The sequence below is a fragment of the Chromatiaceae bacterium genome, from assembly GCA_024235395.1.
In the GTDB taxonomy this organism is placed as follows: Bacteria; Pseudomonadota; Gammaproteobacteria; order Chromatiales; family Chromatiaceae; genus Thiosocius.
Map to the genome: position 1 here is coordinate 561,330 of JACKMK010000003.1, position 17,676 is coordinate 579,005.

The following is a 17,676-nucleotide window of genomic DNA, read 5'->3' on the forward strand; positions in this document are numbered from 1 at the left end:
TTTATCCGACACCACGAACACTTTTTTGCAGGAATGCTCCATGCCTGAAGTCCCTACTGCCGTCGCCAACGACAGCATCTCGCTCTCGGTCACCGGTTCGGGTGGCAGTGGTGCGGTGACCACGGGGCTGATCCTGCTCGAGGCCGCGGCGAGGGCGGGTTACTTCGGCATGCTGTCGCGCTCGGCCGGGCCACAGATACGGGGTGGCGAATCGGCGGTGATGCTGCGACTGGGGGCGGCGCCACTGCAATGCATGGACGACCGTTTCGATTTCCTGGTGGGGCTCGACTGGCTGAATGTGAACCGCTTCGTCGACGAGATCCCGCTCGATCGGGCCAGCGTGATCCTGGCCGACCCGGCCGCCGGACCGGTGCCCGCTGAACTGGCCGCGAGTGCGGCGCGGGTTCGCGAGGTACCGTTCAAGGCGCTCGCGTCGTCGGTCCCGGGTGGGCGCCCCAACATGGTCGCATTGGGCGCACTGGCGGTCGCCGGCGGATTTCCTCGGGAGGCCCTGGAGGCCGGGATCAGCGCCGTGCTCGCCGGCAAAGGCGACGCGGTTCGGGAGGCCTCCCTGCAGTGCCTGGCGCTCGGGTACGCACAAGGCGGGGCCTGCCTGGCATGCGCGGTCACGCCCTCGCAGCAACCGGTCGCCCGCTGGAACATCAGCGGCAACGAGGCCTGTGGCCTGGGCGCGCTGCGGGGCGGTGTGCGTTTTGTCGCCGCCTATCCAATCACCCCGGCGAGCGAGATCCTGGAATGGCTGGCGCCGCACCTGGAACGTGTCGGCGGATCGCTGCTGCAGGCCGAGGACGAACTGGCATCGATCAACATGATCATCGGCGCATCGTTCGGCGGCGTGCCGGCTCTCACCGCCACTTCAGGTCCCGGGCTCAGCCTGATGACCGAGGGTCTCGGACTCGCGGTCGCGAGCGAGACGCCGGTCACGGTGATCGATGTCATGCGTGGCGGTCCCTCGACGGGTATCCCGACCAAGTCCGAGCAGTCGGACCTGAACATCGCCCTGTACGGCCTGCACGGCGATGCCCCGCACCTGGTGCTGGCGCCTTTGGATATCGCGGACTGCGTCTCCACGACGCAGTGGGCGGTACAGCTCGCCGAGCATCTGCAGACGGTCGCGGTGGTGTTGTCCGATCAGTCGCTGGGTCAGTCGCGCACCATCTCGCCACGCCCGGCAGACCAGCCGCAGGCGCCGGCCGGGCGCGTCCTTGCGGCCCCGGAAGGCGCCTATCATCGTTACGCGCTCACCGACGACGCTGTTTCGCCAATGAGCCTGCCGGGGATGCCTCAGGGCATGTATACGGCCGACGGGCTCGAACACAATCCGCACGGGACCCCTTCGAGCCGGGCTGCGGATCATGCCGCGCAGCTCGAAAAACGCCGGCGCAAGATTGCCGCATACGCGTTTGGCGACCGCTGGGCCGATCTGAGCGGTGACGGTGAGACCGCGCTGCTCACCTGGGGATCGAGCAGCGGTGCGGTGCGCGAAGCGGCGCAACGACTCGAACGGGACGGCCACCGGGTGCGCATGATCGCCTTGCGCCTGTTGATGCCGCTGCCGTGCGACAGCTTGCGTGCGGCGCTGTCCGGCTGCACGCGGGTCTGGGTGATCGAACAAAACCACGGCGCTCAGCTGTTTCACTACCTGAAGTCGCTGGACGTCCTGCCGCCGGGGGCCCTATCCATGGCCCGGCCCGGACCGCTGCCGCCACGTCCCGGCGATATCGTCGCGGCGTTGACCGAGGAGGCCTGAGATGACGACGAGCACACCGCCACTTGCGCTGAAGGCGAAGGACTACAAGTCCGAGATCAAGCCGATTTGGTGCCCTGGCTGCGGGCACTTCGCCGTGTTGTCCGCGGTGACCAAGGCACTGGCGCATCTCGGCCTGGCCAAGGAACAAGTGGCCCTGATCTCCGGCATCGGCTGCTCGTCGCGTCTGCCCGCCTATATCGACAGCTACGGGTTCCATGGTGTGCACGGTCGAGCGCTCGCGGTCGCCGCCGGACTCAAGGCGGCCCGTCCCGATCTCACGGTATTGGTCGCCGGCGGTGACGGTGACGGTTTCTCGATCGGCGGCAACCACTTCCTGCACGCCTGTCGGCGTAATATGGACATGACCTACATCGTCATGGACAACGAGGTCTACGGGATGACCAAGGGCCAGGCCTCGCCGACCACCGCGCCGGACTGGGTGCATAGCAAGATGACGCCACACGGCACCGGTATGCGTCGTTTCCAGCCCGCGGCGATGGCCCTGGCCGCCGGCGCGACCTGGATAGCGCGCGGTTTTTCCGGCGACCCGACCGAGCTGACGCGCCTGCTGGTGGAGGCCATCCAACACCCGGGGTTTGCGCTGCTGCATGTCTTGAGCCCGTGCCAGACGTTCCGCCCGGAGCAGCGACACTGGAAAGAGCAGGTGCACCCGTTCGCCGATGACTTGACCGACGAGCCCACCGAAGCCGCACGCCGCATCCATGGCGACGACGGCATGTCCGTTGGCTTGATCTACGCGCAACGGTTGCCCGTCTGGCAGCCGCGCAACGAGGCGGACGTCGACATGGCGACCCTGGAAGAGGAGTTCGTTGTATGACAGACCTGTTGTCGCAGAGCATCGAATCCCTGGCCGAGTTTCTCGCCCACGCGCTCGAACTGGAGGTCGAGTCCGCAGAGCGTTACCGTGAACTGGCCGAAAACATGCAGGTGCACAACAACCTGGAGGTCGCCGAGTTGTTCGAGCAGCTCGCCGGTTACGGCGACGCGCACGGCGCCGAGGTCCAGGAACGTGCGGCCGGGCTCGAACTGCCATACATCTCGCCGTGGGACTTCAAATGGTCCTGCCCCGAGGCGCCGGAGGCGCCCTGCATGGAAGATGCTCATTACCTGATGACCAAGTGCCAGGCGCTCGAACTCGCGTTGCACAATGAGATTCGCGGCCGTGACTTCTACGCGCAGGTTGCCGAGCGATCGAGTGATCCGGCGGTCAGGCAGGCGGCCGCGGAGATGGCCGCGGAAGAGGACACACACGTGGCGATGCTGCGGGCATGGGTGGAGCGCGAGGCGTGTGCGGCCGAATCACGTCCGCCGGATCTCGACCCGCCGAACATGCCCGAGTAGCGTCCCCGGTCTGCCTTCGCGGTGGCGTCAGATCAGTCCGTCGTCGCCGCCCAGCGGGTCGGGAACGGCCTGCCACTGTGATCGCAGGTTCTTGCGAAACATCAGTTTTTCCTGGGCCGACGGCGGCAGGTCGGTGAACCGGAAGACGCCGCGCGCGACCAGCAGGTCGACCACGTCCTCGAGCACCCTGACCAGATCGGTATCCAGGCTGCGCAGGAATGTCTGCACCTCCGGGTCGTCGATCGGTGTGCCGACGCTGTCGGGGCCGGCGCTGGCAGACAGGCCGACGATGTTTCCATCCGGGTCGCGGGCAACGTAGACCTTTTGCATGCTCATGGGGTGCGGACGGGCCAGGGTTCGTTCAGGATTACGGCTCCAGGGTCGATAACTTTATGTTGTGACGAAAAAAAACCGATCGTGTACACATGGGAGAACCGTCGTTGAGCGAGACCGCGCACAGGCTCGAGCTGGATGATGCCACAGACCGACCCGATCCCCTGGTCGGCTGTCTGCTGTTGCTCGCCCGTCGGCACGGACTCCCCGCCTCCGAGTATGCGGTCACCGCCGGGCTGCCATTGCAGGACGGGCGTCTGCTGCCGTCGCAGTTCGACCGCGCGGCACGCCGTATCGGTCTGCGAGCACGCCTGGTAAGGCGCAGCCTGGGCGACCTCGATGCGCTGGTGCTGCCGGCGGTGCTGCTGTTGCACGGCGACCGTGCCTGCGTATTGCTGGAGCTGCCTGGCGACGGCCCGGCGCGCCTGCTGCTGCCGGACAACCCGGACGCCGAGGTGCATCAGTCGGCGGAGGAACTCGCTGCTGCGTACACCGGTTATGCGATCCTTGCCAGTCCGCAGCATCGCTACGATGCGCGCACCCCGGCCGGCGGACGGGAACATGCCGGACACTGGTTCTGGGGGGCCGTGCGCCTCTCGTGGCGGATCTACCGCGATGTCATCCTGGCGAGTGCCCTGATCAACGTGTTCGCGCTGGCCAGCCCACTGTTCGTGATGAACGTGTACGACCGCGTGGTGCCGAACGCGGCGCTCGAGACGCTCTGGGTGCTCGCGATCGGGGTCGGCGTGGTGTACACCTTTGATTTCATCCTGCGCAGCCTGCGCGGCCGCTTTATCGATGTCGCCGGCAGCAAGGCCGACATCGAGATCTCGTCGCGACTGTTTGAACGCGTGCTGGGCCTGCGGCTGGACGCGCGTCCGGCCTCCGCGGGCGCATTTGCGAACAATCTTCGCGAGTTCGACGGCATTCGCGATTTTTTCACCTCGCTCACCCTGGCGGCATTCGTCGATGTGCCGTTCTCACTGCTTTTCCTGCTGGTCGTATGGTGGGTGGCCGGTCCACTGGTGTGGGTGCCGCTGGCGGCCATTCCGCTGCTCGTGTTGTACGGCCTGTTCGTCCAGCCGCGCCTGCGGCGTGCCGCGGAACAGGGCATGCGCGCCGCGGCGCAGAAGAACGCGACCCTGGTCGAGGCGTTGGTCGAGGCCGAAACGGTCAAGGCGTTGGGCGTCGAGGGGCGCCTGCAACGGCAGCTGGAGAGTACCGTCGCCGAGGCGGCGCGCTGGGGGGTGGAGGCACGCCAATGGGCGGTGTCGGCGACCAATCTGGCGACCTATCTGCAACAGCTGGTGTCGGTCGCGGTCGTGGTATTCGGCGTGTACCTGATCGCCGACGGTGCGTTGTCGCTCGGGGGCCTGATCGCCGCGGTGATCCTCAGCGGTCGCGCGGTCATGCCGTTGGCGCAGATCGCCGCGTTACTGACCCGCTTCTTCCATGCGAGCACTGCGCTCGAGGTGCTCGACAAGATCATGCAACTGCCGGTCGAGCGCCCGCCCGGCAAGGTGTTCGTGACCCGGCCGGTGGTCGGCGGAAGCGTCGAGTTCGACCGCGTGACCTTTCGTTACCCTGGCGCCGAACAGCCCGCGCTCAGCGACGTCAGCCTGCGCATCGCCGCTGGCGAGCGCGTCGCCGTGATCGGTCGGATCGGTTCGGGCAAGACCACGATCAATCGCCTGATCGCCGGCCTGTACCAGGCGCAGGAGGGGGCGGTGAGGATCGATGGCGTCGACATGCGCCAGTTGGACCCCGGCGACCTCCGTCACAACATCGCCTATGTCTCGCAGGACAGCCAGCTGCTCTTCGGCAGCATCCGCGACAACCTGACGATGGGAGTGGCCCATGCCGACGACGAGCGCATCGTGCGCGCCGCGCAGATGACCGGGGTCGCGGATTTCGTCAATCGTCACCCGCTGGGTTTCGACATGCCGGTCGGCGAGCACGGCGGCCAGCTGTCCGGCGGGCAGCGCCAGGCGGTCGCGCTGGCACGTGCGTTGATTCAGGATGCACCGGTGCTGCTGCTCGACGAGCCAACCGGCTCGATGGACAACAGCAGCGAAGAGCTGATCAAGCGCGAACTCGGCGGTGTGGTCGGTGGCAAGACGCTGGTGTTGATAACGCACCGCGCGGCGCTGCTCGAGCTGGTCGACCGCGTCATCGTGATCGACGGCGGCAGCGTGGTCGCCGATGGACCCAAGGAACAGGTGCTGGAGGCCCTGCGCGCCGGACGCATCAAGCAGACGCGGTGAAGGCATGACAGTGAATGAATCACACAGCATCGGGCGAGGTCCCGCCGCCGAGGGTTTCGTCGTCGATGCGGCCGCGGCGATCCGCGCACGCTCGGTGCGCGGTGAGCAGTGGCTGGTCTGGGTGCTGCTGCTGTGCCTCCTGGCATTCGTCGTCTGGGCCTATTTCGCGGTCCTAGACGAGGTCGTGCGCGGCGACGGCAAGGTGATCCCGTCTTCGCAGGTCCAGGTGGTCCAGAACCTCGAAGGGGGCATCGTCAAACAGATCGATGTGTCCGAGGGCGACCTGGTCAGGCCCGGCCAGGTGTTGCTCGTGATCGACGACACCCGCTTCGATTCCTCGTTGCAGGAGAGCCGCGCGCGCCTGTTAAGCCTGCAGGCCAAGCAGGCGCGCCTGCGGGCCGAGGCCGAAGGACAAGCTGCGATGCCTGCGCTGGCCGACGAGATCCGCGAAGCCCTGCCGGAGGTCGAAGACCAGGAACGCAAGCTGTTCGCCGAGCGGTACGCCAACCTCGAGGCCAACCGCCGTATCCTCGATCAGCAGGTCGTGCAGAAGACCCAGGCGGTGGCCGAACTCAAGGCGCGCAGCGCGCGGCTCGCGCGCAGCCTGGAACTGGCGGACAAGGAACTGCGTGTGACCCGTCCGTTGCGCGAACAGGGTGCGGTATCCGAGGTCGAGGTGTTGCGACTGCAGCGCCAGGTCAGCGACCTGCGCGGCGAGCTCGACGAGGTCCGTCTCGGCATTCCGCGTGCCGACGCCGAGCTGTCCGAGGCCGAGCAGCGCCGCGGCGAACTGGATGTCGCGTTTCGCAAAGACGCACGTGCCGAGCTCAACGAGGTGTCGGGCGAACTCGCCGCGCTGAACGCCGGCAACGTCGCGCTGGAGGACCGGGTGCGCCGCACCCAGGTTCGTTCGCCGATTCGCGGTGTCGTGAAATCGCTGATGGTACGGACCCTTGGCGGGGTCGTTCAGCCCGGCATGGATCTTGTCGAGATCGTCCCGGTTGGCGACAACCTGCTGGTCGAGGCCAAAGTCAAGCCGCGCGACATTGCGTTCCTGCGCCCGGGACTGCCGGCGAAGGTCAAGTTGACGGCGTACGACTTCGCGATCTACGGCGGCCTGGATGCTCAGGTCGAACACATCAGTGCCGATACCTTTCTGGAAGAAGACGGCACCGCGTACTACCTGGTGCGGGTGCGCACCCGGGAACCGTCACTGCTCAAGGACGGCAAGAGTTATTCGATCATGCCGGGCATGACGGCCGAGGTCGACATCCTGGTCGGAGAGAAAAGCGTGCTGTCGTATTTGTTGAAACCCGTGTTGCGTGCGCGCGAGAACGCGCTGCGGGAGCCCTAGGCATGTCGACGGTATTGCTGATCGGCAGCGACCCGCATCTGCTCGAGCGCTGGGACACAGTGGCGCGCACCGCCGGACATCGGGTGGTGCGGCACGCGCCGGCAGAGGCCGGTGTCTGTCTGTTCGATCTCGGTCCTCGCGGCGGCGCGCCGCATCAGGCCCTGCTCGACCTCATGGCGGCATCGCCAGCGCTCGCGTGCGTCGCGATGACCGCCCGGCCGGACGCCGGTGAAGGGCTGCAACTGCTACGCAGCGGGGCGCGCGGTTACTGCAACCGGCTCGCAGCCGATGCCGTGGTCGGCACGCTGCTGACCAGTGTCGACAACGACGAGATCTGGGCGGGTCGCGAGGTGACCGATCATCTGCTGCAGGCGGCACTGCGTCGTCCCCCTCCCAGCGTGGACGTGGCGGCGGAAGAGCTGTTCGCACTGCTCACCGAACGTGAGCGCGCGATCGCCGTGCAGGTCGCGGCGGGGCTCAGCAACAAGGTCATCGCGGCCGACAGCGGTATCTCCGAACGTACCGTGAAGGCCCATCTGAACAGCATTTTCCGCAAGACCGGGATCCGCAACCGGGTGCAACTGGCACTCGCTGTTTCGTCCGGCCGCGGGTCGGCCCACCGCCAGCTCACCGGCTGATTCAGTCCTCTCGTTCGCCTTTCTGGTACCAAGGTTCAATTTCACCGCTCGACCGGGTCGGTGACACTGGGCAGCGTACCCCCGTCCAACGTCGGAGCTCACCATGGCCGAACAAAATGCAACAACCCAGTCCCCGAATGTGATCGGGGAGGTCAAATCGATCACCGGCAAGGTGGTCGCCATCGGTGCCGGCGGCGAGCGTACGCTCGCGGCGGGCGACCCGGTATTTGCCGATGACCTGATCAAGACGATCGGTGTGAGCACCGTGGTGATCACCTTGAACGACGGTACGCGATTCGACCTCGGGCGCGACGCCGAAGGGCTGCTCGACGAGTCGGTTTACGGCGGTGATATCGAGGTCCTGCGTGCCGCCGCGGTGGTCGAGGCGGCCGAGATCCAGCGGGCGATCGCCGAAGGCGCGGATCCGACCGCGGTCACCGAACCGCCGGCAGCCGGTGAGACCACGACCGGCAGCGAGTCACTCGGCGAGGGTGTCACGGTGGAGCGTACCGGGCGGGTAGGCGCGGTCGAGGCCGGGTACGAGACAACGGCCCCGGGACAGGCCGTCGACTCACTGTTCGGTGAACCGATCGACTTCGGCCTGACGGCTGAGCAGCCGACCGCGAGCATCGTGCTGGACCCGGTCACTGCGGACAACATCGTCAATGCCGCGGAGTCCGGCGGCCTGGTCGCGATCACCGGCACGGTCGGTGGCGATGTGGCGGACGGCGACATCGTCACGCTCATCATCAACGGCGTCGAATACAGCGGGCCGGTCAGCGGCGGTCAGTTCAGCATTGCGGTACCGGGCGGCGAACTGGTCGCCGATCCCGACCAGACGATAGAGGCCAGCGTTACCACCAGTACCGGCAGCCCGGCCGGTGAGGCGACTGCTGTCGACGATCAGGCCTACAGCAGCGACACCTTCGTTCCGGACGCGAGCATCAGCCTCGATCCCGTGACCGCAGACAACGTGATCAGCGCTGCGGAGTCCGGCACCGTCGTGACGCTCACCGGCAGCGTCGGCGGCGATGTCGTCGACGGTGACACGGTGACGGTGATCGTGAATGGTGGCGCCTACACCGGCGTGGTCAGCGATGGGCGTTTCAGCGTCGACGTGCCCGGCAGCGAATTGGCCGCCGACCCGGACCAGACCGTGGAGGCCAGCGTCACGACCAGCACCGGCAGCATCAATGGCGAGGCCACCGCGGTCGACGACCAGGCCTTCGGGGTCGATACCGATGTACCGGAGGCGAGCATCGCGCTGGACCCGGTGACCGCGGACAACCTGGTCAATTTCGCCGAATCCGGTGGGCCGGTCGCGATCACCGGCAGCGTCGGCGGCGATGTCGCCGACGGCGACACGGTGATCGTCACGGTCAACGGCGTCGAATACAGCGGGCCGGTGAACGGTGGCGTTTTCAGCATCACTGTCCCTGGCGGCCAGTTGGTGGCCGATGCGGATCACACGATCCAGGCACGCGTGACCACGACCACCGGCAGCGTGAATGGTGAGGCGACTGCGAGCGACAGCCAGAGCTACGGTGTCGATACAACGCCACCGGTCGCTCAGGCGACCGCGAGCATCGTCATCGACCCGGTGACGGCCGACAATCTGTTGACCGATGCCGAGGCGGGCGGTGACGTCTCGATCACCGGGCGCGTGGGTGGCGACGTCGCCGACGGCGACATCGTGTTCCTGAACGTGAACGGCAGCGTCTACCAGGGGCCGGTCAGTGGCGGCACCTTCAACATCAGCGTGTCCGGCGCCCAGCTGCTCGCCGATGCCGATCACACCATTCAGGCCCGCGTCACCACGACCACCGGCAATCCGGGGGGCGAGGCGACCGCGACCGATAGTCAGACCTATTTCGTCGAAAGTGGCGGCGGTGAACCGACGATCGACATCGACCCGGTGACCGGTGACAACCAGGTCGACGACAGCGAAGACGACAGTGTCACGCTCAGCGGCAGCACGACCGGTGTCGAGCCGGGCCAGACCGTCAGCGTCGTGATCGAGGACGGCACCGGTGCGACGGTGTTCAGCGGCGGCGCGACCGTCCAGGCCGATGGCAGCTGGAGCATCCCGGGTGTCGACCTGTCGGGCCTGCCCGACGGTGCGCCCTACACGGTGCTCGCCGATGTCAGCGACGCGGCCGGCAACCCGGCACCGCAGGCGAGTGAGCCGTTCCAGACAGTGGACACCACGGGTCCGACGATCGACATCGACCCGGTGACCGGCGACAACCAGGTCGACGACAGCGAAGACGACAGTGTCACGCTCAGCGGCAGCACGACCGGTGTCGAACCGGGCCAGACCGTCAGCGTCGTGATCGAGGACGGCACCGGTGCGACGGTGTTCAGCGGCAGCGCGACGGTGCAGGCCGATGGCAGCTGGAGCATCCCGGGTGTCGACCTGTCGGGCCTGCCCGACGGTGCGCCCTACACGGTGCTCGCTGACGTCAGCGACGCGGCCGGCAACCCGGCACCGCAGGCGAGTGAGCCGTTCCAGACAGTGGACACCACGGGTCCGACGATCGACATCGACCCGGTGACCGGCGACAACCAGGTCGACGACAGCGAGGACGACAGTGTCACGCTCAGCGGCAGCACGACCGGTGTCGAGCCGGGCCAGACGGTGAGCGTGGTGATCGAGGACGGCACCGGCGCGACGGTGTTCAGCGGCAGCGCGACCGTCCAGGCCGATGGCAGCTGGAGCATCCCGGGTGTCGACCTGTCGGGTCTGCCCGACGGCGCCCCCTACACGGTGCTCGCCGACGTCAGCGACGCGGCCGGCAACCCGGCGCCGCAGGCGAGTGAGCCCTTCCAGACCCTCGACACCACGGGTCCGACGATCGACATCGATCCGGTGACCGGTGACAACCAGGTCGACGACAGCGAAGACGACAGTGTCACGCTCAGCGGCAGCACGACCGGTGTCGAGCCGGGCCAGACGGTGAGCGTGGTGATCGAGGACGGCACCGGTGCGACGGTGTTCAGCGGCAGCGCGACCGTCCAGGCCGATGGCAGCTGGAGCATCCCGGGTGTCGACCTGTCGGGCCTGCCCGACGGTGCGCCCTACACGGTGCTCGCTGACGTCAGCGACGCGGCCGGCAACCCGGCACCGCAGGCAACCGAAAACTTCCAGACCCTCGACACCACGGGTCCGACGATCGACATCGATCCGGTGACCGGCGACAACCAGGTCGACGACAGCGAGGACGACAGTGTCACGCTCAGCGGCAGCACGACCGGTGTCGAGCCGGGCCAGACCGTCAGCGTGGTGATCGAGGACGGCACCGGTGCGACGGTGTTCAGCGGCAGCGCGACCGTCCAGGCCGATGGCAGCTGGAGCATCCCGGGTGTCGACCTGTCGGGCCTGCCCGACGGCGCCCCCTACACGGTGCTCGCTGACGTCAGCGACGCGGCCGGCAACCCGGCACCGCAGGCAACCGAAAACTTCCAGACCCTCGACACCACGGGTCCGACGATCGACATCGATCCGGTGACCGGCGACAACCAGGTCGACGACAGCGAGGACGACAGTGTCACGCTCAGCGGCAGCACGACCGGTGTCGAGCCGGGCCAGACCGTCAGCGTGGTGATCGAGGATGGCACCGGTGCGACGGTGTTCAGCGGCAGCGCGACCGTCCAGGCCGATGGCAGCTGGAGCATCCCGGGCGTCGACCTGTCGGGCCTGCCCGACGGCGCCCCGTACACGGTGCTCGCCGACGTCAGCGACGCGGCCGGCAACCCGGCACCGCAGGCAACCGAAAACTTCCAGACCCTCGACACCACGGGTCCGACGATCGACATCGATCCGGTGACCGGCGACAACCAGGTCGACGACAGCGAGGACGACAGCGTCACGCTCAGCGGCAGCACGACCGGTGTCGAGCCGGGCCAGACGGTGAGTGTCGTGATCGAGGATGGCACCGGTGCGACGGTGTTCAGCGGCAGCGCGACCGTCCAGGCCGATGGCAGCTGGAGCATCCCGGGCGTCGACCTGTCGGGCCTGCCCGACGGCGCCCCGTACACGGTGCTCGCCGACGTCAGCGACGCGGCCGGCAACCCGGCACCGCAGGCAACCGAAAACTTCCAGACCCTCGACACCACGGGTCCGACGATCGACATCGATCCGGTGACCGGCGACAACCAGGTCGACGACAGCGAGGACGACAGCGTCACGCTCAGCGGCAGCACGACCGGTGTCGAGCCGGGCCAGACGGTGAGTGTCGTGATCGAGGATGGCACCGGTGCGACGGTGTTCAGCGGCAGCGCGACCGTCCAGGCCGATGGCAGCTGGAGCATCCCGGGCGTCGACCTGTCGGGCCTGCCCGACGGCGCCCCGTACACGGTGCTCGCCGACGTCAGCGACGCGGCCGGCAACCCGGCACCGCAGGCAACCGAAAACTTCCAGACCCTCGACACCACGGGTCCGACGATCGACATCGATCCGGTGACCGGCGACAACCAGGTCGACGACAGCGAGGACGACAGCGTCACGCTCAGCGGCAGCACGACCGGTGTCGAGCCGGGCCAGACGGTGAGTGTCGTGATCGAGGATGGCACCGGTGCGACGGTGTTCAGCGGCAGCGCGACCGTCCAGGCCGATGGCAGCTGGAGCATCCCGGGCGTCGACCTGTCGGGCCTGCCCGACGGTGCGCCCTACACGGTGCTCGCCGATGTCAGCGACGCGGCCGGCAACCCGGCACCGCAGGCGAGTGAGCCGTTCCAGACGGTGGACACTACGGCGCCTCCGGCGCCGACCGTCACCATCGTCGAGGACGCGGACAACGACGGCGTCATCACGGCCGCCGAACTCAGTGGCGACATCGACGTCCAGGTCGGGCTGCCGCTCGGCGCAGTGGCCGGCGATGTGATCCGGGTCAGTGACGGGGTCACCGTGACCGAGATCACTTTGACCCCTGGGGATATCGTCGCGGGCAGCGTGAGTGCGAGTTTCGCGAATCCCGGCAACGGCAACACCATCGACGTGACCGCGACCCTGACCGATGCGGCCGGCAACACCTCGGCGCCGGGAAGCGACAGCGCGATCCTCAATCTGGTGACCGCAAGCATCACCATCGATCCGAATATCACACCGGATGACCTGATCTCGCCCGACGAGCAGATAGGCGATGTCCTCGTGACCGGCACCGTCGGTGGAGACGTCGCCGACGGTGACATCGTCACGCTGACCGTCAACGGCGGCACCTACCAAGGGCCCGTCAGCGGCGGTACCTTCAGTATCGCGGTGCCCGGTGCGGAACTCGCGGCCGACGCGGACAATGTAATCGAGGCCGGCGTCACCGTGACCGATGTGCTCGGAAACGACATCACGGCGACCGACATCGAAGGGTACAGTGTCGCGCAGGTGATCGATCCGGCCGAGTACGGGATGCGCGGCGAGTACTACGGTTACAACGACCGTGAACCGCTGTCGAGCTATCTGCGGCATCCGGACGATCAGAGTGTCGGCAACCTCAATTCGCTGAGCGACATCGTGACCATCATCGACGGACGCAGCGGCCCGGTCGTCGGGACGATCGACGAAGGTCGTGCAGACGCGACCTTCCGGACCTCCTACGTCGATTATGGCCTGGTGAACAATCACCTCGGCACCGGGCGGACGCTGCAGAGCTTTCTTGCGCACGATGCCGCCAGCCTGTCACGCGATCCACGCGACTCGACCGACGCCATCGTGCGCATCATCGGGTTCATGATGATCGATGCGACCAGCCTGGATTTCCGTGTACGTTCCGACGACGGCTTCCAGGTACGCATCGGTGACACCGTGTTCGGCAATCCGACCAACCACTCGCCAACCACCGACACGTTCAACGATGTCGCCGTCGAGCCCGGACTGCAGGAGGTCGAGATCCTGTATTGGGACCAGGCATTCGAGGCGGTGCTCGAGATCGAGGTCAAGGCGGCCGATGAGCCCGACAGCGCGTTCGAGTTCCTGGGCCAGGGCCGCTTTGGTCTGTTCCAGCCGACGTTCGACGTGGCACTGGATGCGAACCAGACGATCATCGAGGATCCATCCACGCCCGGCCAGTTCCTGGTGGTCGAAGGGTCCGAATTGGTCGGCGGTGCGGGGACCGATGTACTCGAGGGCGGCGACTATCTCGATATCCTGGTGGGCGGCCCGGGCGATGACCTGCTCAGCGGTGGGGCGGAGGCGGACCTGTTCAAATGGAACAGTGGCGACGAGGGCACACCCGGGGATCCCGCCAGCGACACCATCACCGACTTCAGTATCGCGGAACGTGACGCACTCGATCTCAGTAGCCTGTTGTCCGGCGAAGACAGCGGCAACCTGACCGATTACCTGCATTTCGAGTCGAGCCCGGGCGGAACCCTGGTGCATGTCAGCAGCGCTGGTGGCTTCGCCGGTGGTTACGACGCCGCGGCAGAGGATCAGACCATTCTGCTGCAGAGTGTCGATCTCACCGCACTGGGCGGCAGTGACCAGGAGATCGTTGATGCACTGCTCGCGGGGAACAACCTGATCATCGGTTGAGCCCGGTGTGGCCGGAATCACAGAGGATTCTCTATGTAACGACTAAGATTATGCGATCATCGGCGCGGTTCGCTAACAACAAAGGGGAGGAGGCAGGCAGACGGCGATATGCCGTGTGTCCCGCTTTGAATGAAGACGATGAGAGTATCGACAGTCATGCCGCGACGCGTCCTGTCGGGATGCGCGGCGATGTGCGTCGCCCTGGGGGTCAGCGGGGCGGCGGTGTCCGCACAACAGGACGTCAGCGAAGTGGTGCGTACCGCGCTGACGACGAACCCGGATGTCACCGAGGCGCGTAACCGTTGGCTGGCCCGCCGCGAGGAGGTGAGGCAGGCGGAGGGGGGGTACTACCCGACAGTCGACGTCAATGCCGGTTTTGGATACGAATACACCGACAGCCCGTCAACGCGCGCCGTGGTGGGTGGTTCGAACGAACTCAACCGCAAAGAACTCGGGCTGTCGATTCGCCAGATGTTGTTCGACGGCTGGGGAACGCAGCACGAGGTCTCGCGACAGAAGGCGCGCACCGCGTCGGCCGCCGCCCGGCTGCTTGCGGTCGGGGAGAGCACCGCCATGTCGGCGTCGCAGGCCTACATCGACCTTCAGCGCAGCACGGCGCTACGCGAAATCTCGGCGGACAGCCTGGTGATCCACAAGCGCATCGAAGACCAGATCCGGCTGCGCAGCGACGCCGGTGTCGGGCGTCGTGCGGACCATGACCAGGTCAGGTCCCGGGTCGCGTTGGCCGAGGCCAATCTGGTCGCCGCGGACGTAAATGTCCTGGACGCCAAGACCACCTTCCAACGCGTGGTAGGCACTCTGCCGTCCGGCGACTACGCCCAGGTCGGGATGGCTGCCGGGGCGGTTCCCGACTCGCTGGAGGCTGCGCTGCAGGCCGCCCGGGACAACAATCCGTTGCTGGTCGTGGCCGCGGCCGACATCGATGCCGCACGGGCTCAACACGATGCCGCCAAGCAATTCGACTACCCGCGCCTCGATTTCGAGATCGCCGGCAACGTCAACGATGACATCGACGGCACCGAAGGCTATGCAAACGATGCATCGGCGATGATCCGGATGCGCTACAACCTGTACCGCGGCGGGATCGACGCGGCGCGCAAGCGGGTCACGGCGTACAACGTGAACGAGGCCCAGGATGTGCGTGATCGGTCATTGCGCCAGCTGGAGGAGAGTGTCCGCCTCGCTTGGGCCGCCTACCAGGCCACTGCGGCGCAGCTGCCGCTGCTCGAGCAGCAGATCGCGTCCGCAGGTAGCACGCGCGATGCCTATGCGAAGCAGTTCAATATCGGCGAGCGTACCTTGCTCGATCTGCTGAACTCGGAAAACGAGGTCTCACAGGCGCGGCAATCGTTGGTCGACGCGCGTGCCGACCATCAGCTTGCGCAGTTTCGGCTGCTCGAGGCGACGGGCACCCTGATCGATCACCTGGGCGTAGGTGCCGCGCTGGCGGCCGAGCAGTAACAGTGCCACATGCCGGCGCTGGCGGCGCCGGGATATGCCTCACAGGATGTAGCGGGTCAGGTCTTCGTCCTCGGCGAGTTCGCCGAGGTTGCGGTTTACGTAGTCGGCGTCGACCGTGATCGTGCGTCCCGCATAGCTGGGGGCCATGAACGAGACCTCCTCGAGCAGGCGCTCCATCACGGTGTGCAAGCGACGCGCACCGATATTCTCAGTCTTCTCGTTGACCTGCCAGGCGATCTCGGCAATGCGCCGGATGCCATCGTCGGTGAACGCCAGCTCGACACCCTCTGTGCGTATCAAAGCCTGATATTGCTCGGTCAGCGAAGCGTCCGGTTCGGTGAGGATGCGCACGAAGTCGTCGCTCGCCAATGCCGACAGTTCCACCCGGATAGGCAGGCGCCCCTGCAGCTCAGGAATCAGATCAGAAGGTTTGCTCAGGTGGAAGGCGCCGGAGGCTATGAACAGGATGTGATCGGTCTTGACCATGCCGTGCTTGGTGGACACCGTGCAGCCTTCGACCAGTGGCAGGAGATCGCGCTGCACGCCCTCGCGCGACACGTCCGCGCCGTGCTGTTCACTGCGACTGGTCACCTTGTCGAGTTCATCGAGGAACACGATGCCGTGCTGTTCGACCATCTCCAGTGCACGCAGCTTGAGGTCTTCCTCATTGACCCGTTTGGCGGCCTCTTCGTCGCGGATCTGGACCAGCGCGTCCCTGATGCGCAGTTTGCGCTTGCGCGTGCGCTGGCCGCCGAGGTTCTGGAACAGCCCCTGCAGCTGGCTGGTCATCTCCTCCATGCCGGGTGGCGCCATGATCTCGACACCCAGACTCACGCCGCTGGTCTCGATCTCGATCTCCTTCTCGTCGAGTTCACCGCTGCGCAGCTTGTTGCGAAACTTTTCGCGCGTTCCACTGCCGTCGCTGCGTACCGGTACGGCCTCCTCTTCCCAGCTGGTGGTACGTGCAGGCGGCAACAGGGCATCGAGCACGCGTTCTTCGGCAGCCGCGGCGGCCACGTCCTGGACCTTGTCGAGTTCCTGCACACGCACCATCTTGACGGCGGCGTCGGCGAGATCTCGGATGATCGAATCCACCTCGCGACCCACATAGCCGACCTCGGTGAACTTGGTCGCCTCCACCTTGATGAACGGGGCATTGGCGAGCTTGGCAAGACGGCGCGCGATCTCGGTCTTGCCGACGCCGGTCGGCCCGATCATCAGGATATTCTTGGGCGTGATCTCGTTGCGCAGCTCGTCGCCGACCTGGGTTCGCCGCCAACGGTTGCGCAACGCGATCGCCACCGAACGTTTGGCGGCCTGCTGGCCGATGATATGTTTGTCGAGTTCGCGAACGATCTCTTCGGGGGTCAGTTCAGGCATCGCAATCCAGCTCTTCGATGACGAGGTTGTGGTTGGTGAACACGCAGATGTCCGCAGCGATGTTCAGGCCCCGTTCGACGATATCGCGTGCCGGCAGCTCGGTCGTGTCGAGCATCGCACGCGCTGCCGCCTGCGCAAAAGCGCCACCCGAGCCGATTGCCATCAGGCTGTCTTCGGGCTCGACCACGTCTCCGGTACCGGTGAGTATCAAAGAGGCCTCCCTGTCGGCGACCACCAGCAATGCCTCGAGGCGCCGCAGCATGCGGTCGGTTCGCCAGTCCTTGGCCAGCTCGACCGCAGCCCGGGTCAGATTGCCGGAGTGCTTCTCAAGCTTGCCCTCGAAGCGCTCGAACAGCGTGAATGCGTCGGCGGTCGCGCCGGCGAAGCCGGCCAGCACCTGGCCCTTGTACAGACGACGCACCTTGCGCGCGTTGCCTTTCATGACGGTGTTGCCCATCGATACCTGGCCATCGCCGCCGACGACGACCTTACCGGCACGGCGTACCGAGAGAATGGTTGTCCCGTGGAGTTCCTGCACAGTGGATCCTGCTGATTTGGACTAAGGC

Annotated in this window: 11 protein-coding genes; 8 read left to right on the forward strand and 3 right to left on the reverse strand. The window is 66.5% G+C overall.

The window, feature by feature from the left end:
- Positions 1-40 precede the first annotated feature (40 nt).
- The 3 genes from H6955_15920 to H6955_15930 are packed head-to-tail and all read left to right on the forward strand — an operon-like array spanning position 41 to position 3,133.
- Positions 41-1,771 (forward strand): 2-oxoacid:acceptor oxidoreductase subunit alpha, encoded by a 1,731-nt coding sequence (locus tag H6955_15920; GenBank protein MCP5315046.1) that lies wholly within the window; start codon positions 41-43, stop codon positions 1,769-1,771.
- Position 1,772: 1 nt separating this feature from the next.
- The gene (locus H6955_15925; protein MCP5315047.1) at positions 1,773-2,609 is read left to right on the forward strand and encodes a 2-oxoacid:ferredoxin oxidoreductase subunit beta; all 837 of its coding nucleotides are present in this window, start codon (positions 1,773-1,775) and stop codon (positions 2,607-2,609) included.
- Positions 2,606-3,133, forward strand: a complete 528-nt coding sequence (locus H6955_15930; GenBank protein MCP5315048.1) for a ferritin family protein — start codon at positions 2,606-2,608, stop codon at positions 3,131-3,133. Before H6955_15925 ends, H6955_15930 begins: the two co-directional genes overlap by 4 nt.
- 27 nt (positions 3,134-3,160) lie before the next feature.
- On the opposite strand, the gene H6955_15935 is transcribed toward H6955_15930, so the two are convergent.
- Entirely contained in the window at positions 3,161-3,463 is a 303-nt protein-coding gene (locus H6955_15935) for a hypothetical protein (GenBank protein MCP5315049.1), read from the reverse strand.
- A gap of 95 nt (positions 3,464-3,558) precedes the next feature.
- Between H6955_15935 and H6955_15940 the strand changes: the two genes are divergently transcribed.
- The 5 genes from H6955_15940 (at position 3,559) to H6955_15960 (ending at position 15,730) form a co-directional block, all read left to right on the forward strand.
- Positions 3,559-5,730 carry a type I secretion system permease/ATPase gene (locus H6955_15940; protein ID MCP5315050.1) on the forward strand — a complete coding sequence of 724 codons (2,172 nt, stop codon included), beginning with the start codon at positions 3,559-3,561 and terminating at the stop codon, positions 5,728-5,730.
- A 4-nt stretch (positions 5,731-5,734) separates the two neighbouring features.
- Positions 5,735-7,084, forward strand: a complete 1,350-nt coding sequence (locus H6955_15945) for an HlyD family type I secretion periplasmic adaptor subunit (GenBank protein MCP5315051.1) — start codon at positions 5,735-5,737, stop codon at positions 7,082-7,084.
- 2 nt (positions 7,085-7,086) lie between these two features.
- The gene (locus tag H6955_15950) at positions 7,087-7,722 is read left to right on the forward strand and encodes a response regulator transcription factor (GenBank protein MCP5315052.1); all 636 of its coding nucleotides are present in this window, start codon (positions 7,087-7,089) and stop codon (positions 7,720-7,722) included.
- 103 nt (positions 7,723-7,825) lie between these two features.
- A complete protein-coding gene (locus H6955_15955) occupies positions 7,826-14,248 on the forward strand; it encodes a retention module-containing protein (GenBank protein ID MCP5315053.1) in 6,423 nt (2,140 codons plus the stop codon).
- 138 nt (positions 14,249-14,386) lie between these two features.
- Complete coding sequence (locus H6955_15960; GenBank protein MCP5315054.1) at positions 14,387-15,730, forward strand: TolC family outer membrane protein; 1,344 nt, start codon at positions 14,387-14,389, stop codon at positions 15,728-15,730.
- A gap of 39 nt (positions 15,731-15,769) precedes the next feature.
- On the opposite strand, the gene hslU is transcribed toward H6955_15960, so the two are convergent.
- Positions 15,770-17,110: an ATP-dependent protease ATPase subunit HslU gene (gene hslU, locus H6955_15965; GenBank protein MCP5315055.1), complete on the reverse strand. Its 1,341-nt coding sequence runs from the start codon at positions 17,108-17,110 to the stop codon at positions 15,770-15,772.
- Positions 17,103-17,648, reverse strand: a complete 546-nt coding sequence (gene hslV / locus H6955_15970) for an ATP-dependent protease subunit HslV (protein MCP5315056.1) — start codon at positions 17,646-17,648, stop codon at positions 17,103-17,105. The genes hslU and hslV overlap by 8 nt, the downstream gene beginning before the upstream one ends.
- Positions 17,649-17,676 lie beyond the last annotated feature (28 nt).